Raw genomic sequence first — 24284 nt, forward strand, 5'->3', positions numbered from 1 at the left:
TTAAGGTAAAAATAATGACCACGCAAAATCAAACGGCTCCACATGTTCAATTTGATAAAGTGATGACGGATATTGTCGATTACGTTATTGATTTTCCTATCACTTCAACGTTGGCATACGATACTGCCTATTATTGTTTACTGGATACCCTAGGCTGTGGCATGGAATCCCTTGAATATCCAGCTTGCAAAAAGCTATTAGGCCCTATAGTCCCAGGTACACACGTCCCAAATGGTACCAAAGTTCCCGGAACACAGTTTCAATTAGACCCAGTCCAAGCGGCATTTAATATTGGAACCTTATGCCGCTGGTTAGATTTCAATGACACTTGGCTAGCCGCGGAATGGGGACATCCCTCTGATAACCTCGGTGGTATTTTAGCCACTGCCGATTGGCTTTCCCGTGAAAATCTCGCTAAGGGCAAAAAACCGTTAGTGATCCGTGATGTCCTCACCGCCATGATCAAAGCTCATGAAATTCAAGGTTGTATCGCCCTCGAAAACGCATTTAATAAAGTTGGTCTTGACCATGTTATTCTAGTCAAGGTGGCCTCAACTGCCGTCGTGGCTCAAATGCTAGGACTCTCCCGTGAGCAAATTCTCAATGCGGTTTCCCTTGCATGGGTTGATGGCCATAGCTTGCGTACCTATCGACACACACCAAACACAGGCTCCCGTAAGTCATGGGCAGCAGGTGATGCCACCTCTCGTGCAGTTCGCTTGGCACTTATGGCACAAAAAGGTGAAATGGGCTATCCAACCGCATTAACCGCAAAAACATGGGGTTTTTACGACTCCCTGTTCCGTGGTCAGCCATTTAAATTCCAGCGACCTTACGGCTCTTATGTGATGGAAAATGTGTTGTTCAAAATTTCTTTCCCAGCAGAGTTTCACGCTCAAACCGCAGTTGAAGCCGCTTTACAATTGCATGAACAACTTAGTTCAATGGGAAAAACCTCTGACGATATCGAGTCTATTTCAATTCGTACCCACGAAGCTTGCGTGCGCATTATTGATAAACAAGGCCCATTACAGAACCCGGCAGACCGCGATCATTGCATTCAATATATGGTGGCAATCCCACTTATTTTTGGTCGCCTCACCGCTTCTGACTATGAGGACAGTGTCGCTCAAGATAGCCGAATTGATGCGCTGCGAGCCAAGATGCAGTGTCACGAAGACTCTACATTTACACAGGACTACCATGACCCTGAAAAACGCTCTATCACCAATGGGCTCACTATCACATTAAAAGATGGGCAAATTTTGGACGAAGTGGTTATTGAATATCCCGTTGGTCATAAACGTCGTCGCCAAGAAGGTATGCCGCTGTTGCTTAAGAAATTCAGAACCAACTTAGCGCGTCAGTTCCCTGAAACTCAGCAGTTGCGAATTTTAGCCGCTGCACTGGATAAACCATTATTTGAAAATATGCCTGTTAATGAGTTTCTCGATTTATGGGTGATTTAGTTTTGTTATTTTTTTGATTTACAGACAGTCAAAGGCTCCACGCTATCGAATACCGTTGACTGTCTGTTCATCACAAATAGCACGGTTTATGGCATTTGTGGCACAAGTGAAGAAATATCATCTTGTCCCGTGGCAATATTTTCCGCTGGTACTAATGACGCCATCACTTCTTCCCTTAACTTCGCCACCTCTTCATCAATTTCTTGACGCATTTCTGGTGAACATTTTTCTAATAACTCGCTTAACGTACCCATAATCCCTCCGGTTTCACTAAGTGGGATGCATATTCTGCATCTGCTGATTTAATCAACTTGATATAAAACTGATTTTCATCACAACCTTTTTTATTACCTGCACATAACACAATTCCACAACTTCTTGGATCAAACGCAAAACAGACTCGAATGGGTACCCCCGAAACTTGGATCCTGAGTTCTTTCATATGAATAAATTTAGAAAGTTTTAATCTATCTGCATAAGGGCGCCCTAAATGAGGCCCATATTCAGAAAGAATCAAAAGCATCGAAAGCACCTTCTTTTTTACTTGATAGTTTTGAATTTCTAACCAATCGTCAAACAAAATCCTCGTTCTTATCGTCCATGTCAACAAAACAAATCTCCTTACTTTAAGAAAAAAACTCAACCCTCTGGTTATTAAGAAAAACTCATTTTCTAAAAAAATAAAAATCAAATAACCGATTAAATACGTGACATGGCTGTTATAACCAAAAAATTAAGTAGATTAAATAAAAAAAGAAACTCGATAAAATGAATGGAAGGCGCTTCGCAGAAATCGCGGTAAGAATAAAACAGACGAAATAGTATCAAAGTAAATTATTAAGTTTTATTTGCTTATTTTAATTGTAATAGGGACAAAAAAGCCCCAGTTTACTCAACTAGGGCTTCAAAAATGTCAGTCTAGGAATTTACTTTAGCAATCTCGCTCTCACTGATTTGCCTTTGATTTTACCTTGCTGTAATTGCTTCCACGCTTTGTTCGCCACTGATTTTTTAATAGCGACATAGGCATGCATGGGGTGAATCGCGATTTTACCAATATCATCCCCTTCTAGACCAACCTCTCCGGTTAATGCACCCAAAATATCCCCAGGACGAATTTTCGCTTTTTTACCACCATCTAGGCATAAGGTCGCCCATTGGGCTTCTAATGGTGTAATGCGCAATCCTGTTGGCTCTGGCAGCCAATTTAACTTCATGTTAAGCATCTCTTCGAGCACATTTGCGCGTTGAGCTTCTTCTGGTGAACATAGGCTTATCGCTAAACCGCTTTGTCCTGCACGAGCTGTACGACCAATGCGGTGCACATGCACTTCAGGATCCCAAGACAACTCAAAGTTAATCACCATTTCCAGTGCTTTAATATCTAAACCTCGAGACGCCACATCCGTCGCTACTAAGACTCGGCTACTACCATTCGCAAATTGAACTAAAGTTTGGTCACGATCGCGCTGTTCCATATCACCATGCAATACTAGGACACTTTGATGGCTGTCCATTAAAGCATCATAGACAGCCTGACAATCCTTTTTCGTATTACAGAACACGACACAAGAAGCCGGTTGTTCACGGCTTAGCAGCTTTTGCAGTAAGTCAATTTTGTCATGTCGAGACACTTCATAAAACTGCTGTTCCACATCAGGTAATTCATTAACAGAATTGATTTCAATGGTTTGTGGATTATTTTGGATGCGTCGGCTAATTGCTGCAATGCTATCCGGCCATGTTGCTGAGAATAAAAGTGTTTGTCTATCTTCTGGCGCGAAAGAGATTACTGCGTCAATATCATCCGCAAACCCCATATCTAACATACGGTCGGCTTCATCAAGTACCAGTGTCTGTAAATGATCTAACCGCACCGTTTCTTTATGTAAATGGTCAAGCAAACGCCCTGGTGTTGCCACCAAAATATGCGCTGCATGCACTAACGAATCGCGCTGAACACTAAAAGGTACACCGCCACATAAAGTTAAAATTTTGAGATTAGGAATATAACGGGCTAAACGGCGTAATTCATTTGCGACTTGATCCGCTAATTCTCTTGTTGGACATAAAACGAGGGATTGGGTATTAAAGTTTTTTGCATCAATACGTTGTAATAGCCCTAGGCCAAAAGCAGCCGTTTTCCCACTCCCCGTCTTAGCTTGGGCTCGCACATCTTTGCCTGCAAGGATAGCGGGTAATGCCGCTTCTTGAATTGGGGTCATGGTTAAAAAGCCCAATTCATTGAGATTGGAGAGTTGCTCCGCAGGAAGCGCATTTAGTTCAGCAAATGAAGTCACAGTTAACATTCCGAATAAAATAAAAGAGATCATTACGAGGGATCATAGCCCCTCGTACATGATACTAAAAAATAAATTGATAGCGAGTTTGGCTGGTATAAATATGATTAGCTTTGGCAATAATAGGGTTTTTACCATCTGATTCTGTATGCCCTAAACCATCAAATGGGTATTGTGGAGCCAACACTATCCCAGAAAATGGCGTATAGGTTTTGCTTTTACCTAAAACAGAGATTAAATGGTTCCCTGTATACAAGTGGATAGCAGGTGACGTACTCACCATATTCATTTGCACATCACCATTGGGAGAGCCAAGTGTCGCCACAATTTGTCGCCCATCGACCACTGACTCATCAAACACAAAAGTATGGTCGTATCCACCTACCGCTTGCTGCTCTTCATCTTGTAAAAAATCATAGCCAACACGTTTCTTTTGCCTAAAGTCGAAATAAGTGTCAGTGACTTCTCGCCATTCTCCCGTTGGGAGCCCTTCACTATCCTGTGGCAAGAAATATACTGCCTGCATTTGGAGGTCATGCTCAAATGCAGTGCGATCCGACTGTTCACCCGCAAGATTAAAATAGGTGTAATTAGTCAAGTTAACAGGGCAATCTTGGTTACATTGATATCGGTAGTTAATGAGCACTTGGTTATCGTCAGTGAGCTCATATTGCACTTCAACTTTTAACTCCCCCGGAAAACCTTGGTCACCATCAGAAGAGACAAGGGTAAAAATCGCTTGCTGCTGATCAGGCTGAGCGATTGACCACACTCGATAACTGAAGTTATCACGCCCACCATGCAAGCAATGTGCGCCTTGATTATGCGCAAGTTGATATTTACGACCTTCAAGGTCAAAAGTGGAGTTTGCAATGCGATTTGCGACTCGCCCTACCGTTGCACCAAAATAAACTCGCTGTTCCATTTGAGCGGCCATATTAGGTGAACCTAAAATGATATCGCGTTTACCACTCGCCAACGGCAATATACAGCTCACCCAGCTGGCGCCTAAACTACTCAAAATAATTTTCATTCCCTGTTTATTTGTGAGTGCAACGACCTTCGGTGTGCGTAGAGTATGACGTTGTTGCTTGGTAAACTGCATTTTTCCCTAATATTCCTTATATTTCCACTTATCGTGTAACCAACATAATTTAACAATAATAAAACGAATTCTCGATTACGTAAAAAGAAAAAAGCTGAGCGCATAATACGTCAGCTTTTTCAAAAATGCTTAATACTTAAATAGGAATCAATGCAAACAATCTTTATCGTAAGGGTCTAAGTGGGTCATAACATCCAGTATTTGTGGATTTTTCATTAACTGTTTCCGTACGTTCACTGCAATATCATGCCCTTCTAGAATTGTCATTTGGCCATCTAATTCTAAGTGGACATCTACAAGGAAAAAGTCACCAGATTTGCGTGTTTTCAAATCATGGAATCCTTTAACTCCCGAAATACCTCGAAGAACATCGCTCATTTGTTCGAGCGTTTCTTCATCTGCTCCTTTATCCATTAAATCTTGCATAGACTGATAAGTGAATTTGAATCCCATACGGAAAACGAATGTCCCCACAATTAAAGCGGCAATGGGGTCAAGAATACGGATACCACATAAACTCCCAATAATCCCGATAGCGACCACTAATGAAGAAGCAGCATCAGAACGTGCATGCCAAGCATTCGCCACTAACATACTCGAATTCACTTTATTTGCCACATGCAGCATGTAGCGGAATAAGCCTTCTTTCGCAACCAGAGCCGTTAATGCAGCAACTAATGCAATCGTATGAACTTCGGGGATTAAATCTGGGTTAATCATTTTTTCGACCGCAGACCAGCCCATACCGACACCAACGATCAACAAAATAATCCCTAAAATAAGGGAAGCCCCGTTTTCATAACGAAAATGGCCATATGGGTGGTCAGCATCAGGTTTTTTATGACTTTTTTTATTCGCAATAAGGACAACAAAGTCTGCAATTAAATCCGAAAGTGTATGAATACCATCAGCAATTAAGCCTGATGAGTGGGAAAATATACCGACAATAATTTGCCAAATAGACAACAGCGTATTCACCGCCACACTGATCAATGTACTTTTTTTTGCGGCTTTAAATTTCTCTTGTTGTAGTTCGAATTCATTTTTCCCGGAAGTTGGGATTTCATGTTTATGCATAGTTTATTTTCTTAATGAAAAGCAAAACAATTATCATTTAAATATAGTGTATTTTCAATAACTTAATTAAGCATGGTGATACTCTCATATTATTTGTTAAATGTCCCATAATAAATTGTAAATAATTGATTACATTGATTGAGAATAGTTATTCTTTATTTTTCTATCTCTAATCAGATAAAAGCCACAAATAGAAGGTATTCATGACTAACCTAGTCTCTATTATAGATAGAGTGTAGATTTATCTTTATTAGATAGCCATGCTCCTATGAATCCAATATCACAAAATCATAAGTGTAATATGACTTATAAAATGATAGGTATATAATCAAATTAAAATAACAAATGAAGAGGTGGCTATGTATAAGAAAATATTGGTTCCTATTGATCTGTTAGAAGATGATTTAAATTCAAACATCGTCAAACATGTGGAATATTTGGCAACATTGGGTAAGCCTGAGATTCACTTTTTCTCGGTGATCCCGAGTGTAGAACTATTTTTTGGTATTGAAGTCGCTATTTTACCTGAAAGCCATAAAAATTCGGCTGAGCGTGCAACACTCGCGATGCGGGCATTAGAAGAAGTGATCAAAGAGACTAAAATTCCAAGTTCTCAAATTACATGTCAAGTAAGCATTGGTTCAGCAAAAGACGAAATTTTAGACTATGCTAAAACCATTAATGCCGACCTGATTGTCGTCGGTTCTCATCATCCAAGCACATCCACCTATTTATTAGGTTCGACAGCATCCGCCATTGTGCGTCATGCACAAACATCCGTGTTTGTCGTTCGTTAATCTAAAGCTTACAAAATAAAAAATGCCGCATCATAGAAAACTGACGCGGCATTTTAATGCATTATTTCTTAGTAGAGTTCATTAATTTATCGTCTGTCGACCAGATACGATATTTCACTTCCATATCTTTTGGTGCATAAACAACAATTGGGAGTTTGCTGTTATAACGAACAAATGCTTCATCACCTAACTGAGTGGTAATAAACCGATCTTTTGCAGGCTCGCTACAAGCCATCATTGTTGAGGCAGGTCCTTTGACTTCGTCTAATTTGTAGTAGTTATATCCCCAACCCTCTAAGGTTTTTTCTTCTAAGTCACCCATAAACCATTGGCGGTTACAATCCGCTTTGATTGTTTTACCGATAACCAGCTCAACCATGTAGTCATATTCATTTTGCTGAGTATCAAGCTGGATCACATGACGAGTCATACCTGATTCTGCTTTCGGGTATGGCGCGATCTTTCCTAAATCTTCAGTCGCCATTGCACAAGAAGACACTGCCACCGCAGCCATTACAGACAAAATCGCTTTTTTCATCATAAAATTCCTATTGGTAAAAAAATAACAACATTAAAAACTAGGGTTTAATACATAGTAGGTCAATTCAACCACTTTAATCACTATAGATGATTCTTAATTACAAAAATATAGATAACTAATTAATCCTTTAGTGATAATACTTAATATTAGTATAAGGATCATAAAATTAATAAAAATTATGTAAATCCCCCCCTTCAATATGTACATAAAACAATCAATGGTTATACTGATAGTGAGGCTTAATTCATTCTGAGGAGGTAGTATGTTATCTGCTGATCAAGATTTAGTTTCACAATTAATCTCCACACATCCCCGCTTTCAATCTCTCTATGAGAAGCATCACCAGTTAGATAAAGAAATTAGCAAGCTTGAAGGTCCTTCCGGTGCCGGCTATAACGAACAGGTTGCCAAACTTAAAAAAGAAAAACTGCATCTAAAAGATGAAATGCAGAGAATAATGCAAACCAGTCGATAAGGTGCCTTTAAACTACAGCTAATCTTACTTTATCAAGTACATTGGAGCCTTAGCTTCAGTGTATTAAGCTCCAATAAAGATAGCTGTTATACAACTGGCGATAATACAGTGTTAATGGCATAAGAAATTTCTCTTATGCCATTTTTGCTATTACTAGAGGTAAAAATGCTTTTATATTGATTTAATCGCCTATGAATAGTTACCTTAAAGATATATATTAAATGTATCTTTGATTGTGAGGAAACGATGATGGTGGGTAAAAGAATATCTCGGGAAATCGTAACGATAGAGAAAATGATAAAAATCTATGAAAAGGCACACCCTGCTCCTGAAGACGCCCCTGAACATTACCAAACACTTTTTTCCTATGCGATTAAACGCCTAAAAAAATGCCGCTATGGTGAAGAAAAACCAGCTTGTAAACAGTGTCCTATACACTGCTACCAACCGAAGCAACGAGAGCAAATGAAAGTGATTATGCGTTGGGCCGGCCCCAAAATGCTCTATTGCCATCCCATCTTAGCAATTCGTCATCTCATCGATGATAAAAAGCCAGTCCCTGAATTACCACCAAGGCAACGCATAACATCTAATAGAGGTAACTAACTCTAAGTGCAAAATATTTTACCAAGCCAATAGAAGAGTGATCCTGTAGAAACTAAATCCCCCCATGTAAATGTTAAATATATTTAACCACTACTTATTCGTCTAAATCTTCGGTTTATTTTTACTATCCTATTGGTTTTTTGTCACTTTTTAAAACATCACGGATCCGATATTCAGTTTCTGACAAATAAAGTCTATTTACTTAAACACATCATCAATATTCCCCTCTCTAAAAATGACGTTCTTATAAAAATTAGTAACCAATAAAAATTAATAACCAAAAACCATATTTATAAAAAAGCCAAAATCAATAACTCAAACCTATACATGTTAAAAATGATATTTAAATCTCAATATTTGACTTAAATTGAGCTTTTTAATGAAAATATTAAATCTTATTAATTTAAATTATTAATTGATAATGAGACTAACGATAAAAATCATTAGAAAAATTTATTATTGATACTTTTAACGAATGTATCCCAAATAATTTACATCGCTATTATTTATGATAAAACACAAATAATGACTACTTACCTTTAAAAGTCAAAAAAACATCAAAAAAGCGTAAAAAAACATAAAATATTTAAATCCATAAAATGGAATAAAGTTAGAATTTAAAACTGCAATTACCAGTAACCATCAGAACAAACGAATAGAACACTAAATGAGTTACTCGAAATAACCGATGAATACATGCGAATAAATCGTAAAAACCATATTTCGAAACATTTATTAATACTTTAATTTACGATATGACATATAAAAAAACAGCTCATATAATTTTAATCATCAAAGTTATAGTGATTTTTTATATCAATAGAAGTTAAAAAGTTGACATTTAATTTCGACTATTACTTAAAGAGCTAATTTTAATAAAGGTGCTACCATGAACAGCAAATTAAGTCATCAGGTGATAAAAAAAGTTCGCATAGATAAAAATAACCCACATGCGATACTCGATTTAACCTCTAAAGGTCTTATCATCATAGAAAAAGGGGCGATTTTATTAGAAACCCCTGCGGCAAATCAAAGCCTGCATGAAGGTGATATTCTCTATCACAAACAGGGATCATACTCGTTTAAAACAGAGAGTAATGCATTAGACGGCGAATTCTTATGGATCTCATTGGATGATAAGTTTTTACGCGAGTACTTATCTCACTATGGTTCTCAATTAAGTGAGATCGAGCGCACTGAAAGCGCTGCAAAAGACATCATTAAATTTACAACAAACCCATTAATTAATGAGTTAAAAAATAGTTTAGAGTCATTTATTCAAACTCAGTACCCGGAAATGATTCTTAAATTAAGGATTAATGAGCTACTCTTGTTATTATCCTACAGTGAGCAAGGCGCAACCCTATTGGCCAATTTACGACAACTCAGTAATCGCCAAGCTGAGCGTTTGCAGACCTTCATGGAAAATAATTATTTAAAAGAGTGGAAGTTAAATGAGTTTGCCAGAACGTTTGGCATGGGCTTAACAACATTCAAAGAGCTATTTCATACTGTTTATGCGACATCACCACGTTCTTGGATCAGTGAGAAGCGCATCATGTATGCACATCAATTATTGATAAATACGTCGATGAGTATCGTGGAAGTTTCTATGGAAGCAGGCTTTTCAAGTCAGTCTTACTTTACTCAAAGCTATCATAGACGCTTTGGTTATACCCCCAGTAGGTCGCGCAAAGCCGCCTAATACCTTCCTCACGTTATATGCCCTGTCAGTATAGGATTGATGTCTTAGCTACACTGACAGAAAGGCAACCCCACATACCGTTGGAAATAAAAAAAGAGCCTACTATTTAAGTAAGCCCTTCTTTCTATTTAGCATCTTTATTGATCAGTTCGCTTGAATCACTTTCAAATCAATAATTGACATCGAATTTGGCGGCACCTCACCGGGAATACCGTCTGGACCATAACCACCTTCAGGCTCAATATAAATTTTGACCATTCCGCCTACCCCCACTTTTTCTACGAACGAGTTCATCGGTGGTGGAAGTTGATCATAAGGTAACACCATTGGATTTTTCTCTGTATGCATAACGGTCACCTTACCATCGGTGAGTTGTTCACGCATAATCAATGTGATTTTCTTATCTTTCACATTTGTAATTGGCGTACCTTTTTGTAAAACCTTATAGTAAGTATAGTTATCTAACTTACTGTATTTCTGCTGTTTTATATCCTGCAGGATCTTTTGATTCCGCTTTTCATTCTCTTTAGCAATAGTCGCATTATCCGTAGATGGGATTTGGATAATGGTCGGCGTCTTACCTGTAGATGTTTTTTTACTCGCTCTTAATGCTTCATTCTCTTCACGCAACTGAGTCACGCGCTGATTGAGATCCCTAATTTGCGTTTTCAATCCCTCATCCGTTGAAAATGCTTTCAAAGATGCCAGCTCATCTTTTGCTTTCTTCAAACTATCTTGAACACTAGCAAGCTCCAGCTTAGATTTGTTATCCGCCGCTGTTTTTTCATCGAGCTGTTTCTTAAGTTGAAGCAATTCCTGATCTTTTTTCGAGAGATTCTCTGCATTAAATTTTTCAGCATCTAACTTCAACGCATTCAGTTGTTTGTTTGCTTCTAGCAACTTTTGCTCGATTTCAGCTTGCTGTTTGTTGCGATTGGCAATGTCGCTTTCAAGCTTAGCAATCAATGCTTCTTTTTCTTTGGCTTGTGACAACAACTGAGAATTTTGAGACTCTAGCTGCTGTTTATCAGACAGTTGCGCTTTTAACGAATCTTGAATGCCTTTATTCTCTTGATCTAACTTGGTTAAAGCTTCTTCTCGGCCTTTGAGTAAACTAATTTGCTTATTCAATTCCGCCGTTAATTCTTTGACTTGTAGGTCAGTATCTTTGCCTGCAAGCTCAGTCCGTTTTTCTAATTCAGCACGCAGTTTTTGCACTTCAGTATTTGCTTGCGCTAACTGTTTTTTCGCATCCGCATAACTTTGTTCATTCGATGCTAGCTGCGCTTGTAGTTGTGCGTACTGATTTTGGCTATCTGCCAGTTGCTTAGCTATTTTTTCATGAGCATTTTGCTGAGTCGCCTGTTGTTTCTTCGCTTCTGCTAACTCAACATCCAGTGCATTTTTTTGTACTAACTTGGCAGTTTGCTCAACCAATGTCGCTTGAGCTTTGTCGTTCTGCTGCGATTTTTCAGCGAGTTGAGTCAAGAGCTTCTGATTTTGCTCAGATAAAGCTTTAACTTGTTTGTCGCTAGCTTGAGCCATCAACACTGCTTTATTTTCCAGCTCTTGCTTCACGTTTTGCAAGTCTATATTAGCCTTAGCTAGCTGCTGCTTAGAGGTGGCTAATTCAGCTTCTACCGCAGATTTTTGTTTTACTTTATCTATCAGTTGCTGATTCTGTTGTTCAAGCTGCTTAACCGCATCTTGCTGTTGCTTCAGTGCTAATTGGACATCACTTTTTTGCGTTTGAGCCAGCTTAAGCTCATCCTCACGCTGCTTCAATAAGGCTTCTTGCTGTAATAAGTTGGCATTCACAGACTTCAACTGCTCATCCGTATTGCCGGATGACTGCAATTGCTGTTTCGCATCAGATTGTAGTTTGGCAATCTCAGTGGTTAATTGCTCGATACGCTGATGAGCATCCGTGACTTGCTTGTCTTTGTCGGCCAACTGCTGCTTCATTTGCTCAGCCAGTTGCTGATTCTGTTGTTCAAGCTGCTTAACCGCATCTTGCTGTTGCTTCAGTGCGGATTGGACATCACTTTTTTGCGCTTGAGCCAGCTTTAACTCATCTTCACGCTGCTTCAGTAAGGCTTCTTGCTGTACTAAGTTGGCACTCACCGATTTCAACTGCTCATCCGTATTGCCGGATGACTGCAATTGCTGCTTCGCATCAGATTGTAGTTTGGCAATCTCGGAGGTTAATTGCTCAATGCGCTGATGAGCATCCGTGACTTGCTTGTCTTTGTCGGCCAACTGCTGCTTCATTTGCTCAGCCAGTTGCTGATTCTGTTGTTCAAGCTGCTTAACCGCATCTTGCTGTTGCTTCAGTGCGGATTGGACATCACTTTTTTGCGCTTGAGCCAGCTTTAACTCATCTTCACGCTGCTTCAGTAAGGCTTCTTGCTGTACTAAGTTGGCACTCACCGATTTCAACTGCTCATCCGTATTGCCGGATGACTGCAATTGCTGCTTCGCATCAGATTGTAGTTTGGCAATCTCGGAGGTTAATTGCTCAATGCGCTGATGAGCATCCGTGACTTGCTTGTCTTTGTCGGCAAGTTGTTTTTTCGCATTTGTCGCTTCAATCACGCCATCACTCAGCTGTTTTTCCAACTGTTTGATAGTGTCTAATGACTGGCTATTTTGTTTGGTAAGGTTATCCAGATTAGCTTGCTTTTCAGCAATCACTTTCTGCGATTTGGTTAATTCATTGTTCAACCCATCGATAACAGCTTTATTATCAACAGATTTTACAACATTTTGTAATTGCTCAATTTGCAACTTACTTGCTGCAATGTCGTCACTGAGTTTAGCTATCGTCGTTTGCTTTTCAGTAATGATGCGATTTAATTCAGCAATGTCTTTATTGTAGTTAGTCAGCTTAGTGACTAACTGACTATCAGTTAACAGCCTATTGTACGAAATAAGCTCACCAACGCCTTGAGCAACACCAAAGCGATACAGATTTTTTAATTGCTGCTGCTCAATGAGTTTTGCCAACTGAGCCAGATTGACTGAGTTATCAGTCCCTGCTTTCTTCGTGAAACTCGAAGAATATAAGCCAAGAGGATCAATAATGACTTGGTATTTGGCAAAATCTTTCGCCAAATACTTAGGATTCCATTGACTACCTTGTAGCAAATAGGAAGATGCAGGCTGGTAAGATTGAGACTCAGAAGGCAACGAACAGACGTCGATAACAGGTTTTTCTGTGCCTGCTACTTGAGCTGGTTCTGTTACTTGAACTGGTGTTGTAGGCTCAACAGGCGTTGATACCGATGCTTTTGTACTTTGAGATTGGGATGACGTCACCGCATTCGATGATCGCTGAGCCACCTTTTTCTCTTTAGTGTTCTTTGCTTTACCCGTTGTAACTTGACGGCTTTCTTTCGGCACAGGAACTGGCGAAAGAGAGGATAAGACATCATAACCTTAGGCTTGTGATTTAACACTCAGTGGTACTTCGACAGGTCGTGGCTTTGGTTTTTGACCTTCATTTTCAGATTGAAGGTAAGTATCAAAGTCATCGATGACATTATTAAAACGCTCCGCGTAGGAAGCTGTTGAAAAACATGTCGAAAAAAGTGCCAAAGAGACACAAAGCCTTAGGTTAAGTCTCATAATCCATTAATTTTCTGCAAAGTTGATTCCGTTGATAGCACTGCGTTGTAACGCACCTTAGCACAAAGAACTTTTGTTTTAGATTCTATAGCCATTTGCAATAGCTCAATGGTATCTGGGCTAGCAGTTGCTTCGATTTGTTTGTACAGCTGATTAATTTCACTCACTTCTTTAAATGAACCTACCAGGCGATTATAACTTTCTGGTGATAGCGTTTTCAGTGAACTGAGTTCTTTAATACAAGTATTTAGCGGCGCAACACCTTGCTGCTCAACAGCATTTGGTGAACGATCTAAAGCATTATTTAAAACATTCTGAGATTCAGGGTAAGAATCATCAGCCTTACTATTTTGCTGTGAATTATTCGTTGTTGCTGTGGTGGCTTGAGAATCAGCTAATGCCGTTTTTTGCGCATTTGGACCAGTGACACAGCCAGAAAGTAAAGCCGTGCTTACCGCAAGCAAAGACGCGACATAAAATTTATTTTTTAAAAACATATATTTACCTTACCAGTACTTTTCTTCGCTATTATTATGATGTCCTAGAAACCTAGTGTAAGCTAAAAACTCGCTATTTTCTATATAGCCGAATAGAGAAATAGAGACTTCTCATAAATCTTATGCATTTTTATTTTTTGCCAATTTAGTTTTACAACCACGGAATTGTTATTTCAGTACATTAATACTCATATCTCTTTAAATAAGATATCGCATACTTGTGTTTATTGGTGGCTCTTACACATTAATTAACATCAAAAACACATTTCATTAGTAATAAATCAAAATAAACTTTGCTTACTCATCCTATCTTTCAGGTTTTTATAAACTTAGTCTAATTAATCAATTTAGAATCATGGCATTACAAACAGGTACATTTACTCACTCAAAAATTGAAAATACTCACATTTTGGAATATCCCAATGAAATGATAAAGGCTACTCCGATGATAAAGATAGGTATTGAGTAAAATAAAATTCTACACTTATTAAAGTAGTCAATGAATAGCAGTTATCTTAAAAAGATATTGAGCTTAAATTAACGCATAACGTGATGTAACGCAGATTTTTATTTTTATACTGGAAAGGTACAACAAATTAATTGTGGGTTTGAATGAGAGAATTAAATAAAAATATCATGATTAATTGATAATATTCATGCCCAGTTATTAACTGGGCATGAAAAGCAAAGATTAAGCTTTGCTAGGACGTAATGCAGGGAATAGAATTACATCACGAATAGTATGGCTATTGGTAAATAGCATGACCATGCGGTCAATACCAATGCCTAAACCTGCTGTTGGTGGTAAACCGTGTTCTAATGCGGTCACGTAATCTTCGTCGTAGAACATCGCTTCGTCGTCACCTTCGTCTTTCTGACGAACTTGCTCAGCAAAACGTTCTGCTTGGTCTTCTGCGTCATTTAACTCAGAGAAACCGTTACCGATTTCACGACCACCGATGAAGAATTCGAAGCGGTCTGTAATGAATGGGTTGTCATCATTACGGCGTGCTAAAGGGGAAACTTCAGCTGGATATTCAGTGATAAAGGTCGGCTGAATTAAGTGGCTTTCAGCAACTTCTTCAAAGATTTCGCACTGAACACGACCTAAGCCCCAGCTCTTCTCAATCTTGATACCGATGGACTGAGCAATCGCAACCGCTTTATCCATATCATCCAGATCAGCAACGTTAGTTTCTGGACGGTATTTGCAGATAGCTTCTTTCATGGTCATTTTGGTAAATGGCTTACCAAAATCGAACTCTTGCTCACCGTATTTAACAACGGTATTGCCTAATACTTTCTGCGTTAAGATACGGAACAAGTCTTCAGTCAGCACAATCAGGTCACGGTAATCGGCATACGCCATATACAGTTCCATCATCGTGAATTCTGGGTTATGGCGTGGAGATAAACCTTCGTTACGGAAGTTACGGTTGATTTCGAATACACGCTCAAAACCACCTACAACTAAGCGCTTCAGATACAGTTCTGGCGCAATACGCAGATACATATCGATATCTAATGCATTATGATGCGTAACAAATGGACGCGCAGAAGCACCACCAGGAATAACTTGCATCATTGGGGTTTCTACTTCCATGAATCCATGCTCTACCATGAAGTTACGAACTTCAGCTAAGATCTTAGAACGGATGATGAAAGTGTTACGAGACTCGTCGTTAGCAATCAGGTCAAGGTAACGTTGACGATAACGTGTCTCTTGGTCTGATAAACCGTGGAATTTGTCTGGTAATGGACGCAGAGCTTTAGTCAACAAACGAACTTCATGACAGTGAACGGTCAATTCGCCTGTTTTAGTTTTAAATAAACGACCTTTAGCGCCTAAAATGTCACCTAAGTCCCATTTTTTAAACTGCTCGTTGTAGATGCCTTCTGGCAGATCATCACGTGAAACGTAAATCTGAATACGGCCACCAACATCTTGCAATGTTGCAAATGACGCTTTACCCATGATACGACGAGTCATCATACGACCCGCGATAGTCACTTCAATGTTCAGGTCTTCCAGCTCTTCAGCTGATTTTTCACCAAATTCAGCGTGAAGCTTATCGGAGACATTTTCACGACGAAAATCATTTGGGAATGGAATACCCTGTTCGCGCAACGCAACCAGTTTTTCTTTACGGGCTTTGAGTTCGTTATTTAAATCGGGAGCTTGTTCTGCACCCTGTTGCTCTTGAGACATTTTTTCCTCACAGGCCAGCTTTTAAACTAGCTTCAATGAATTTATCCAAATCACCATCCAGCACGGCTTGCGTGTTACGCGTTTCCACACCAGTACGTAAGTCTTTAATACGTGCATCATCAAGGACGTAAGAACGAATTTGGCTTCCCCAGCCAATGTCCGATTTATTCTCTTCCATCGCTTGCTTATCTGCGTTCTTCTTCTGCATTTCCAGTTCGTATAATTTCGCTTTTAACTGGCGCATGGCTTGATCTTTGTTTTTATGCTGTGAACGGTCGTTCTGGCACTGAGTCACAATGTTGGTCGGTATATGGGTGATACGTACCGCAGACTCAGTTTTGTTAACGTGCTGACCACCGGCACCCGAGGCACGGTATACGTCGATACGTAAATCAGCAGGGTTAATTTCGATATCAATATCATCATCAACTTCAGGATAGATAAACGCTGAACTAAATGAGGTATGACGACGACCGCCGGAGTCAAATGGGCTTTTACGAACTAAACGGTGAACACCCGTTTCAGTTCTTAACCAGCCATAGGCATAATCACCGATGATTTTAATTGTTGCAGATTTTAAACCCGCCACATCACCATCTGACTCTTCGATAATTTCTGTTTTGAAGCCTTTTGACTCAGCCCAACGCAGATACATACGCATGAGCATACTCGCCCAATCTTGCGCTTCTGTACCGCCAGAACCTGCTTGTAAGTCGATGTAGCAATCAGCACTGTCATATTCACCGGAGAACATACGGCGGAATTCAAGTTGTTCTAACTTGCCTTGCAGTACTTCTAACTCAGCGCCCGCTTCGTTGAACGTTTCTTCGTCATCAGCTTCTACCGCTAATTCCAATAAACCTTCTACATCTTCAATACCTTGGGTCAGTTGGTCAATTGTCTCAACAATCGCCTCAAGGGAAGAGCGTTCTTTGCCAAGTGCTTGAGCGCGTTCTGGTTCATTCCAGACATCCGGCTGCTCAAGTTCTGCATTCACTTCTTCTAAGCGTTCTTTCTTGGCATCATAGTCAAAGATACCCCCTCAGAACCGTTGTCCGTTCAGACAGGTCCTGAATTTTGCTTTTTACTGGGTTTATTTCAAACGTCATTTTCACTATCTTATAGTTGATCAATAAAGATAAATATTTTCATTCACGAACCGTTTAGTATAACGGAATTCCTATCAGGTTTATAGGGCATCAATCCTCTATTTCTGAACGAACTTTTACCGTGGTTTTAATCTGGCCAAATATGTTCAATCATCAATTGCACATTTTTATTACCACGGAACTCGTTCACATCTAACTTAAACGCAATTTTCGCTTTTTTGACGCTATTATCTGGCCATCTGCGAACATCAATATTGAACATAATGCCATCCAACATCGGCCCGCCATTGACGGGTTCTAACATTAATTTTAAATGTTTCTCGCCCACCAGTTTTTGTTGCAATAACTGGAAGTGCCCATCAAATACCGGTTCAGGAAAAGATTGCCCCCACGGGCCGCTTTCGCGAAGTAATTCAGCTGTCTCTAATGACAACTGATTACGCAATAATTCACCGTCACTCCAAATAACGCCCGATAATTGCTCAGGTTGAATAAGTTCTCCCATCAGCATTTCAAAATGGTATTTGAATGCGTCAAATTTGCTTTCTTCGAGCGACAGACCCGCAGCCATAGCGTGCCCACCAAACTTTTGCATTAAACCCGGTTGCAACGTATTTAATCGCTCTAATGCATCGCGCATATGCACGCCTTGCACAGAACGACCTGAACCTTTTAATAATCCATCTCCGGCTGGTGCGAACGCAATAACGGGACGGTGAAACTGCTCTTTAATTCGTGAAGCCAAGATCCCAACCACCCCTTGATGCCATTCGGGATGATATAACGCTAAACCATTCGGTAACTGATTTTCGCTGTATTCTATTTTGTTAAATAACACCAATGCTTCTTGCTGCATACCCGCTTCAATTTCACGGCGGGCCTGATTTAAACCATCTAACTCATTGGCTAGCTGGCGTGCATGCGCCATATCATCCGTCAGTAGTAATTCAATACTGACAGACATATCATCCAGCCGACCTGCCGCGTTAAGTCTTGGTCCCAGCGCAAAGCCAAAATCATTCGCGACCAGACGAGAGGAATCTCGTTTGGACACCTCAATTAACGCTTTGATCCCAGCGCAGCAGCGCCCTGCTCTCACTCTGTTCAACCCTTGGTGCACCAAAATGCGGTTGTTCGTATCTAATGGCACCACGTCTGCTACGGTACCCAGCGCAACTAAATCAAGGTATTCCGCTAAATTAGGCTCGCTGATCCCTTGTTTTTCAAACCACTGCTGCTGGCGTAAATGGGCTCTTAACGCTGACATTAAATAAAACGTCACCCCAACACCAGCCAGTGATTTCGAGGCAAATTGGCAATCATTAAGATTCGGGTTGATGATAGCATCCGCCGTCGGTAGCGTTTCTCCCGGTAAATGGTGGTCGGTAATAATCACCTTCATCCCATACTCGTGAGCAGTGACCACGCCATCATGAGAAGAAATACCGTTATCTACCGTAATAATCAGGTCAGTTCCCTGCTTATAGGCTTCATCCACCACTAATGGCGTTAAACCATAGCCGTTTTCAAAACGGTTCGGGACGATATAGTTTAAATTCCTATACCCCATCGCTTTAAGCGCACGTATAGCTAATGCGGTGCTCGTTGCACCATCAGCATCAAAATCCCCAACGATAGTGATTTTTTGGTGCTCCACCAACGCCAAATAGAGCAGCGTTAGTGCATTTTCAACCCCTGATAGCGAACGATAATCAAGCAAATTAGACGCTTTACGCTCCAATTGAGCGAGAGAGGTTATCCCTCTGGAGGCATAAATGCGCTGTAAAAGTTCAGGAACATTAGGTAATGCTGCAGCATCGCCCGTTAATTCTCTTTGACGTAAAAAAGTTTCGACATTCACAATGATGATTATTTCTGTTCAAGTATTTGGAGTAATTCGTCAGGTTTTAAAAAGCCAGGGAGTACTTGTCCGCTTGGTAGAACAATGGCCGGTGTTCCCGTAACTTTAAATAATTGACCTAATTTCAAATGATTACCTAAATCGATTTTACAGTCATCAATCATGGCAACTTCGTCACCTTTGAACGCTTTAGTCAACGCATCTTTTGGTAACGCATTACACCAGATGGATGCCATCTGTTTTGCCGTGTCGCTCTTCATCCCTTGACGCGGGAAGGCTAAGTAGCGCACAGTCACCCCTTTACTGTTTAGCTCACCCACTGTTTCGTGCAATTTCTTACAGTAACCACAGCTAATATCAGTAAAGACAGTTACCGCATATTTTTCATTGGGTGCTTTGAAGATGATCATCTCGTTTTTCAACGCTTCCATCTTCTTCAACAAAGGCTGGTTGCTGATGTTCACCGGAACTTTTCCGCTGAGATCATAAATTGGACCTTGTAACAGGTATTTACCGTCATCCGTCACATAAATTACGCCGTTATCCGTTTCCACCGTATTTAATCCCACAATTGGGGAAGGCTTAATGGATTCCACTTGCATATTATAATGTGCCAGTTTTTCGATAATCAGTTTTTCTTCCGTTGCGCCATAAACCGATGCCGTTAATGACGCGATACAGGCGGCTAAAACAAGTAGTTTGCGTTTCATATTTATCCTTTCACCCATCACCCTCTCGGATGATGCTGCTCATGTAAAGCACGTAGCCGCTCAGTAGCGACATGTGTGTAAATTTGGGTTGTGGATAGGTCGCTATGACCTAACAACATTTGTACAACGCGTAAGTCCGCGCCGTGATTCAATAAATGAGTTGCAAATGCATGCCTTAATACGTGAGGAGATAACGCATCCCCATCAATATTAGCAAGTACGGCATAATATTTTATTCGGTGCCAAAATGTCTGGCGGGTCATCTTCGTACCACGTTTGCTTGGAAATAAAACATCGCTAGTTTTCCCATTCAGTAAATCTGGGCGCCCCTGCGCGATATATTTTTCTAACCAGTAAATCGCCTCTTCTCCCAGAGGGATCAAACGCTCTTTATCACCTTTACCAACGACCCGAACGACGCCTTGACGCAAGCTGATATCCGAAAATGTTAGCCCTGTCAGCTCAGAGACTCGTAAGCCACAAGCATACAGTACTTCCAACATAGCTTTGTCTCGTAACTCAAGCGAGTCTTCAGTCGCAGGTGCATTCAACAAATCTTCAACTTGTTGTTCACTGAGATCTTTGGGTAATCGCTGCGGAATTTTTGGTGCTGCGATTACCGCAGAAGGATCATCCGCTCTTATCTTTTCGCGGTAAAAATATTGAAATAACCGGCGAATCGAACTTAATAAACGCGCAGAACTTGCGGCTTTGTATCCGCTATCAATGCGTTCTGCGAGAAAAGATTGCAAATCAATCGACTGAACACTTTCCAAATGCAATTGCTGTGCATCCAGCCATCTATCTAACGATTGCAGATCATTACGATAAGATGCCAAGGTGTTTTCAGCAAGATCTTGCTCCAACCAAATTGTATCAAGAAACTGTTCAATTAAAGGATTTAGTTGTTTACGTTCCACGCCAGATCCTATGCCTCTTTATTATTACAGTGCAATCTATTATGCCTGATTGTAGCACCATCTGTTACAATACGTCCCTCGTGATAAAAACCAGCGCTGGATATAGTAATAATATATATGAAAATAGGTCTTTTTTACGGTTCAAGTACCTGCTATACCGAAATGGTCGCAGAAAAAATACGTGACATTCTTGGTGATGATTTCATTACCCTCCATAACGTCAACGATACACCGCCAGAATTAATGGAACAGTACGATGTTCTTATTTTGGGGATCCCTACGTGGGATTTTGGTGAAATTCAGGAAGATTGGCTAGAAATTTGGGAAGCGCTTCCCAAACTTAACCTTGCGGATAAAATGGTCGCAATGTATGGCATGGGTGACCAAGTTGACTATAGCGAATGGTTTTTAGATGCGCTCGGCATGCTCTATCACCAGCTTAAACCAACAGGCGCACAGTTTATTGGCTTTTGGCCGACTGAAGGCTATGAGTTTGAAAGCCCGAAACCGCTCACTGAAGATGGTAAGATGTTTGTGGGTCTTGCATTAGATGATGTGAACCAGTTTGAACAAACTGATGAGCGAGTCGCACAATGGTGCGAGCAGATCCTACAAGAAATTGAAGCTGCTCTTTAAACACCAAGTACAACTAACTGCAATATCAAATATCAGGATATTGCAGTAGTAATTGATTGAGATTGCGCCAGTTCTCTTCGGAAACAGAATCTTTTGCAATCCACAAGCGAAGCTTCTGAGGCTTACCTTGCAGCGCATTAAGTGTTAATAAAATACCAAAGCGACTACACCATGGCGCTTTGATAATTTCCCACTCATTCTTTTTCCATTGCAGCTTGTTGCCATTCACCAATACAGCCACGCCTTTGACTTTACTGATATTTTTTTGGCTTTTCGCCCAACTTGCTACCAACACAACTAACAATGGCAGCCAAATCATTGAATTACCTGGGGCCCATGGTGCAACCAGCAAAATAATGCCCATTACCCCATGAAGACAGGTGGAAAAAAGCTGAGTTTTCCATGAAATGGAAAGATTAGATTTCCACAGGACCACGATTTTTATTTCTTTCTTGAATGAGTTTAATCATAGAGAACAGTTCTTCGTCCTCTGGACGCCCGTGATTCATTAGCCAATTGAACAAATCTGGGTCTGGGCACTCGAGCAGGCGCACAAAAACACGTTTGTCGTGATCTGTTAGCTCGTCATATTCATATTCAAAAAATGGCATGATAGAAATATCAAGCTCACGCATGCCTCTTCTGCACGCCCAATGAATTCGCGCCTTGTTATTGATATCGATTTGACTTTGCCCGCTAGGCATTCCATTATCCATTTCACTACGACCTTTTGTTGCAGTTGACTGATAAGATTGATTATTTTAAATACTCTATCAGATAATCTGTCAATAAAACATGTCACACTCTACATAGTTCACATTTTAGGTTGTAAAATACCGTTTTTCTACAAACTATTTACCCTCTTATGCTGAATAATAAGATAACGGAACTTTAATGCGGGTTTAGGCTTGCAATGTGACCTAGCTATTTTACCATTAAGCACCATTATCAGATAAAGAACAACAGGTGAAATCATGACTTCCCATGTAGACAACACACAACAGTTTCCCCTCGATTCTCAGTCTTTACCCCTTGTTTTGATTTCACTGGAAAACTGGGAACTTATTCATCTCCACGGCGCCGATGCAGAAAAATATCTGCAAGGGCAAGTCACCGCCGATATCAGCACACTTGAACATGCGCACACATTAACCGCTCATTGCGATCCCAAAGGGAAAATGTGGAGTGACCTACGCTTATTCCATCACTTAGACGGTTTTTCTTATATTGAAAGACGCAGTGTTGCCGATGCCCAGCTCACTGAATTAAAAAAATACGCGGTTTTCTCAAAAGTCACTTTTGAAAAGAAACCGGAACTGAAATTATTTGGCGTTGCAGGACAAGGGGCGCGAGAAGCACTTTCGTCCGTGTTCGCCACACTACCGGATACCCAAAACCAAGTTGTTGCCGATGGCAACAGCACCCTTCTGCATTTTGATCTTCCCGCAGAGCGTTTTTTAATTATTACGGATGAAGCGACTGCGCAAAATCTCGCAGAGACCTTAAATGCAACACAGGTTTCTGACCAACAATGGTTAGCATTAGAAATTGCCGCAGGCTTTGCCGTTATCGACCAAGAAAATAGTGCCCAACATTTGCCACAAGCGGCAAATTTACAAGCTATTCCTCACGGTATTAGCTTTAAAAAAGGCTGCTATACCGGCCAAGAAATGGTCGCACGCGCCAAATTCCGTGGTGCCAATAAACGCGCTATGTACTGGCTAACGGGCACAGGTTCCTCACTTCCTACTATTGGTGATGGTGTTGAGTGGCAACTGGGTGAAAACTGGCGCCGTACAGGAACAGTACTTGCCGCCGTGCGTTTAGGAAATGAAGAATTGAGCATCCAGATCATCATGAACAACGATATGGAAGCCGATAGCGTGTTTCGTGTTATGGGTGACGAACAAAGCCGCCTGACCATTGCACCACTACCTTATTCATTAGAAGAAGATAAATAACTGAGGTTTTTATGTCATCTGCAACAAGTAATAAGCCACTCGATGTTTTGAATTTTGGGGCTTTTACTGAAGTCGTCCAATTTTTGATGGAGCTCGATAAACTGAAAAGCGTTTATCGCAAGAATAAGTTATTAAACCGCGAAAGACACGAAAACACCGCCGAACACAGTTGGCAGTTTGCTGTTGCTGCTATGGCTTTTGCCCCTTATGTGCCGGGCGTTAATCTTGAACGCGCCATTAAACTTGCGCTCGTTCATGATATCGTCGAAATCGATGCGGGTGACGTTTTGGTGTTTGATAATGCCGCTCGTGAAGCTATTCATGATGAAGAAGTCAAAGCAGCTAACCGCCTGTTTAACTTACTGCCTAGTCCTCAAAATGCTGAGTTCTTAGCATTATGGAATGAATATGATGCCGTCGAGACATTGGAATCTAAGTATGCCAATGCCATTGATAGAGCGATGCCAATGTTAATGAACCTGCATAATCAAGGCCAAAGCTGGATTGACAATCATATTCGCCATGAGCAAGTTGTCAGTAAGTGTGACTATATTCAGGAGATCCTCCCTGAATTTTGGTTGCAACTTAAACAGCAATTAGAGCAAGCCCACCAAAAAGGCTGGCTGCTGTAGTTAAAAAAATAAAACAAAAAACGCCAGATAAAATATCTGGCGTTTTC

23 protein-coding genes are annotated in these 24284 nt (G+C 40.4%); 8 read left to right on the forward strand and 15 right to left on the reverse strand.

Annotated features, from left to right (window positions below; genetic code table 11):
- Positions 1-14 precede the first annotated feature (14 nt).
- Positions 15-1469, forward strand: coding sequence for a bifunctional 2-methylcitrate dehydratase/aconitate hydratase (locus tag QS795_RS12050; protein WP_286269031.1), 1455 nt, complete (start codon positions 15-17; stop codon positions 1467-1469).
- A gap of 86 nt (positions 1470-1555) precedes the next feature.
- On the opposite strand, the gene QS795_RS12055 is transcribed toward QS795_RS12050, so the two are convergent.
- From QS795_RS12055 to QS795_RS12075, 5 genes are all read right to left on the reverse strand, one after another.
- Positions 1556-1723, reverse strand: coding sequence for a hypothetical protein (locus tag QS795_RS12055; RefSeq protein WP_154602573.1), 168 nt, complete (start codon positions 1721-1723; stop codon positions 1556-1558).
- The gene (locus tag QS795_RS12060) at positions 1711-1992 is read right to left on the reverse strand and encodes a type II toxin-antitoxin system RelE/ParE family toxin (RefSeq protein ID WP_318626511.1); all 282 of its coding nucleotides are present in this window, start codon (positions 1990-1992) and stop codon (positions 1711-1713) included. The genes QS795_RS12055 and QS795_RS12060 overlap by 13 nt, the downstream gene beginning before the upstream one ends.
- Positions 1993-2395: 403 nt before the next feature.
- A complete protein-coding gene (gene dbpA, locus QS795_RS12065; RefSeq protein ID WP_286269172.1) occupies positions 2396-3769 on the reverse strand; it encodes an ATP-dependent RNA helicase DbpA in 1374 nt (457 codons plus the stop codon).
- 64 nt (positions 3770-3833) lie between these two features.
- The gene (locus QS795_RS12070) at positions 3834-4874 is read right to left on the reverse strand and encodes a galactose-1-epimerase (protein ID WP_286269032.1); all 1041 of its coding nucleotides are present in this window, start codon (positions 4872-4874) and stop codon (positions 3834-3836) included.
- 147 nt (positions 4875-5021) lie between these two features.
- On the reverse strand, positions 5022-5951 hold the full coding sequence (locus tag QS795_RS12075; RefSeq protein WP_154602571.1) for a cation diffusion facilitator family transporter: 930 nt from the start codon (positions 5949-5951) through the stop codon (positions 5022-5024).
- A 359-nt stretch (positions 5952-6310) separates the two neighbouring features.
- On the opposite strand from QS795_RS12075, the gene QS795_RS12080 reads away from it, so the two are divergent.
- Positions 6311-6748, forward strand: a complete 438-nt coding sequence (locus QS795_RS12080) for a universal stress protein (RefSeq protein WP_286269034.1) — start codon at positions 6311-6313, stop codon at positions 6746-6748.
- Positions 6749-6809: 61 nt separating this feature from the next.
- Here the strand turns inward: QS795_RS12080 and eco are convergent, their stop codons facing one another.
- The gene (gene eco, locus QS795_RS12085; RefSeq protein WP_286269173.1) at positions 6810-7286 is read right to left on the reverse strand and encodes a serine protease inhibitor ecotin; all 477 of its coding nucleotides are present in this window, start codon (positions 7284-7286) and stop codon (positions 6810-6812) included.
- A 265-nt stretch (positions 7287-7551) separates the two neighbouring features.
- Between eco and QS795_RS12090 the strand changes: the two genes are divergently transcribed.
- The 3 genes from QS795_RS12090 (at position 7552) to QS795_RS12100 (ending at position 10075) form a co-directional block, all read left to right on the forward strand.
- Complete coding sequence (locus tag QS795_RS12090; RefSeq protein WP_036951125.1) at positions 7552-7764, forward strand: DUF465 domain-containing protein; 213 nt, start codon at positions 7552-7554, stop codon at positions 7762-7764.
- Positions 7765-8013: 249 nt separating this feature from the next.
- Complete coding sequence (locus tag QS795_RS12095) at positions 8014-8370, forward strand: nitrous oxide-stimulated promoter family protein (RefSeq protein ID WP_286269036.1); 357 nt, start codon at positions 8014-8016, stop codon at positions 8368-8370.
- A gap of 889 nt (positions 8371-9259) precedes the next feature.
- Entirely contained in the window at positions 9260-10075 is an 816-nt protein-coding gene (locus QS795_RS12100) for a helix-turn-helix transcriptional regulator (protein WP_286269037.1), read from the forward strand.
- Between the two features lie 144 nt (positions 10076-10219).
- Here the strand turns inward: QS795_RS12100 and QS795_RS12105 are convergent, their stop codons facing one another.
- The 7 genes from QS795_RS12105 to xerD form a co-directional block, all read right to left on the reverse strand.
- Positions 10220-13417 carry a hypothetical protein gene (locus QS795_RS12105; RefSeq protein ID WP_318626512.1) on the reverse strand — a complete coding sequence of 1066 codons (3198 nt, stop codon included), beginning with the start codon at positions 13415-13417 and terminating at the stop codon, positions 10220-10222.
- 281 nt (positions 13418-13698) lie between these two features.
- Positions 13699-14199, reverse strand: a complete 501-nt coding sequence (locus QS795_RS12110; protein WP_318626513.1) for a hypothetical protein — start codon at positions 14197-14199, stop codon at positions 13699-13701.
- 691 nt (positions 14200-14890) lie between these two features.
- Positions 14891-16408, reverse strand: a complete 1518-nt coding sequence (gene lysS, locus QS795_RS12115) for a lysine--tRNA ligase (RefSeq protein ID WP_036951129.1) — start codon at positions 16406-16408, stop codon at positions 14891-14893.
- A gap of 7 nt (positions 16409-16415) precedes the next feature.
- Positions 16416-17517 (reverse strand): peptide chain release factor 2 gene (prfB, locus tag QS795_RS12120; RefSeq protein WP_132495760.1). Its coding sequence is split into 2 segments (ribosomal slippage): positions 16416-17438 and positions 17440-17517, totalling 1101 coding nucleotides; the frame shifts between segments, so codons are not numbered across the junction.
- A 127-nt stretch (positions 17518-17644) separates the two neighbouring features.
- On the reverse strand, positions 17645-19378 hold the full coding sequence (gene recJ / locus QS795_RS12125; protein ID WP_286269048.1) for a single-stranded-DNA-specific exonuclease RecJ: 1734 nt from the start codon (positions 19376-19378) through the stop codon (positions 17645-17647).
- An 8-nt stretch (positions 19379-19386) separates the two neighbouring features.
- On the reverse strand, positions 19387-20088 hold the full coding sequence (gene dsbC, locus QS795_RS12130; protein ID WP_154602567.1) for a bifunctional protein-disulfide isomerase/oxidoreductase DsbC: 702 nt from the start codon (positions 20086-20088) through the stop codon (positions 19387-19389).
- 17 nt (positions 20089-20105) lie between these two features.
- On the reverse strand, positions 20106-21008 hold the full coding sequence (xerD, locus tag QS795_RS12135; protein WP_181477399.1) for a site-specific tyrosine recombinase XerD: 903 nt from the start codon (positions 21006-21008) through the stop codon (positions 20106-20108).
- 117 nt (positions 21009-21125) lie between these two features.
- Here xerD and fldB point away from each other — a divergent pair, with 117 nt between their 5' ends.
- A complete protein-coding gene (gene fldB, locus QS795_RS12140; RefSeq protein ID WP_154602566.1) occupies positions 21126-21644 on the forward strand; it encodes a flavodoxin FldB in 519 nt (172 codons plus the stop codon).
- Between the two features lie 25 nt (positions 21645-21669).
- Here fldB and QS795_RS12145 read toward each other — a convergent pair whose 3' ends face one another.
- Positions 21670-22080, reverse strand: a complete 411-nt coding sequence (locus QS795_RS12145) for a protein YgfX (protein WP_181477400.1) — start codon at positions 22078-22080, stop codon at positions 21670-21672.
- Entirely contained in the window at positions 22061-22327 is a 267-nt protein-coding gene (sdhE, locus tag QS795_RS12150; protein WP_036951240.1) for an FAD assembly factor SdhE, read from the reverse strand. The genes QS795_RS12145 and sdhE overlap by 20 nt, the downstream gene beginning before the upstream one ends.
- Positions 22328-22618: 291 nt before the next feature.
- Here sdhE and ygfZ point away from each other — a divergent pair, with 291 nt between their 5' ends.
- The gene (ygfZ, locus tag QS795_RS12155; protein ID WP_286269059.1) at positions 22619-23605 is read left to right on the forward strand and encodes a tRNA-modifying protein YgfZ; all 987 of its coding nucleotides are present in this window, start codon (positions 22619-22621) and stop codon (positions 23603-23605) included.
- A gap of 11 nt (positions 23606-23616) precedes the next feature.
- Positions 23617-24237: an HD domain-containing protein gene (locus tag QS795_RS12160; RefSeq protein WP_286269061.1), complete on the forward strand. Its 621-nt coding sequence runs from the start codon at positions 23617-23619 to the stop codon at positions 24235-24237.
- Positions 24238-24284 lie beyond the last annotated feature (47 nt).

The sequence above is a fragment of the Providencia zhijiangensis genome (assembly GCF_030315915.2).
GTDB classification, from domain to species: Bacteria; Pseudomonadota; Gammaproteobacteria; order Enterobacterales; family Enterobacteriaceae; genus Providencia; species Providencia zhijiangensis.

Bases quoted from the DNA above. Each gene is read 5' to 3' on its own strand.
- QS795_RS12050 (WP_286269031.1), top strand. From the start codon at position 15: ATGACCACGCAAAATCAAACGGCTCCACATGTTCAATTTGATAAAGTG.
- QS795_RS12055 (WP_154602573.1), bottom strand. From the start codon at position 1,723: ATGGGTACGTTAAGCGAGTTATTAGAAAAATGTTCACCAGAAATGCGT.
- QS795_RS12060 (WP_318626511.1), bottom strand. From the start codon at position 1,992: ATGCTTTTGATTCTTTCTGAATATGGGCCTCATTTAGGGCGCCCTTAT.
- QS795_RS12070 (WP_286269032.1), bottom strand. From the start codon at position 4,874: ATGCAGTTTACCAAGCAACAACGTCATACTCTACGCACACCGAAGGTC.
- QS795_RS12075 (WP_154602571.1), bottom strand. From the start codon at position 5,951: ATGCATAAACATGAAATCCCAACTTCCGGGAAAAATGAATTCGAACTA.
- QS795_RS12080 (WP_286269034.1), top strand. From the start codon at position 6,311: ATGTATAAGAAAATATTGGTTCCTATTGATCTGTTAGAAGATGATTTA.
- eco (WP_286269173.1), bottom strand. From the start codon at position 7,286: ATGAAAAAAGCGATTTTGTCTGTAATGGCTGCGGTGGCAGTGTCTTCT.
- QS795_RS12090 (WP_036951125.1), top strand. From the start codon at position 7,552: ATGTTATCTGCTGATCAAGATTTAGTTTCACAATTAATCTCCACACAT.
- QS795_RS12095 (WP_286269036.1), top strand. From the start codon at position 8,014: ATGGTGGGTAAAAGAATATCTCGGGAAATCGTAACGATAGAGAAAATG.
- QS795_RS12100 (WP_286269037.1), top strand. From the start codon at position 9,260: ATGAACAGCAAATTAAGTCATCAGGTGATAAAAAAAGTTCGCATAGAT.
- QS795_RS12110 (WP_318626513.1), bottom strand. From the start codon at position 14,199: ATGTTTTTAAAAAATAAATTTTATGTCGCGTCTTTGCTTGCGGTAAGC.
- lysS (WP_036951129.1), bottom strand. From the start codon at position 16,408: ATGTCTCAAGAGCAACAGGGTGCAGAACAAGCTCCCGATTTAAATAAC.
- dsbC (WP_154602567.1), bottom strand. From the start codon at position 20,088: ATGAAACGCAAACTACTTGTTTTAGCCGCCTGTATCGCGTCATTAACG.
- fldB (WP_154602566.1), top strand. From the start codon at position 21,126: ATGAAAATAGGTCTTTTTTACGGTTCAAGTACCTGCTATACCGAAATG.
- ygfZ (WP_286269059.1), top strand. From the start codon at position 22,619: ATGACTTCCCATGTAGACAACACACAACAGTTTCCCCTCGATTCTCAG.
- QS795_RS12160 (WP_286269061.1), top strand. From the start codon at position 23,617: ATGTCATCTGCAACAAGTAATAAGCCACTCGATGTTTTGAATTTTGGG.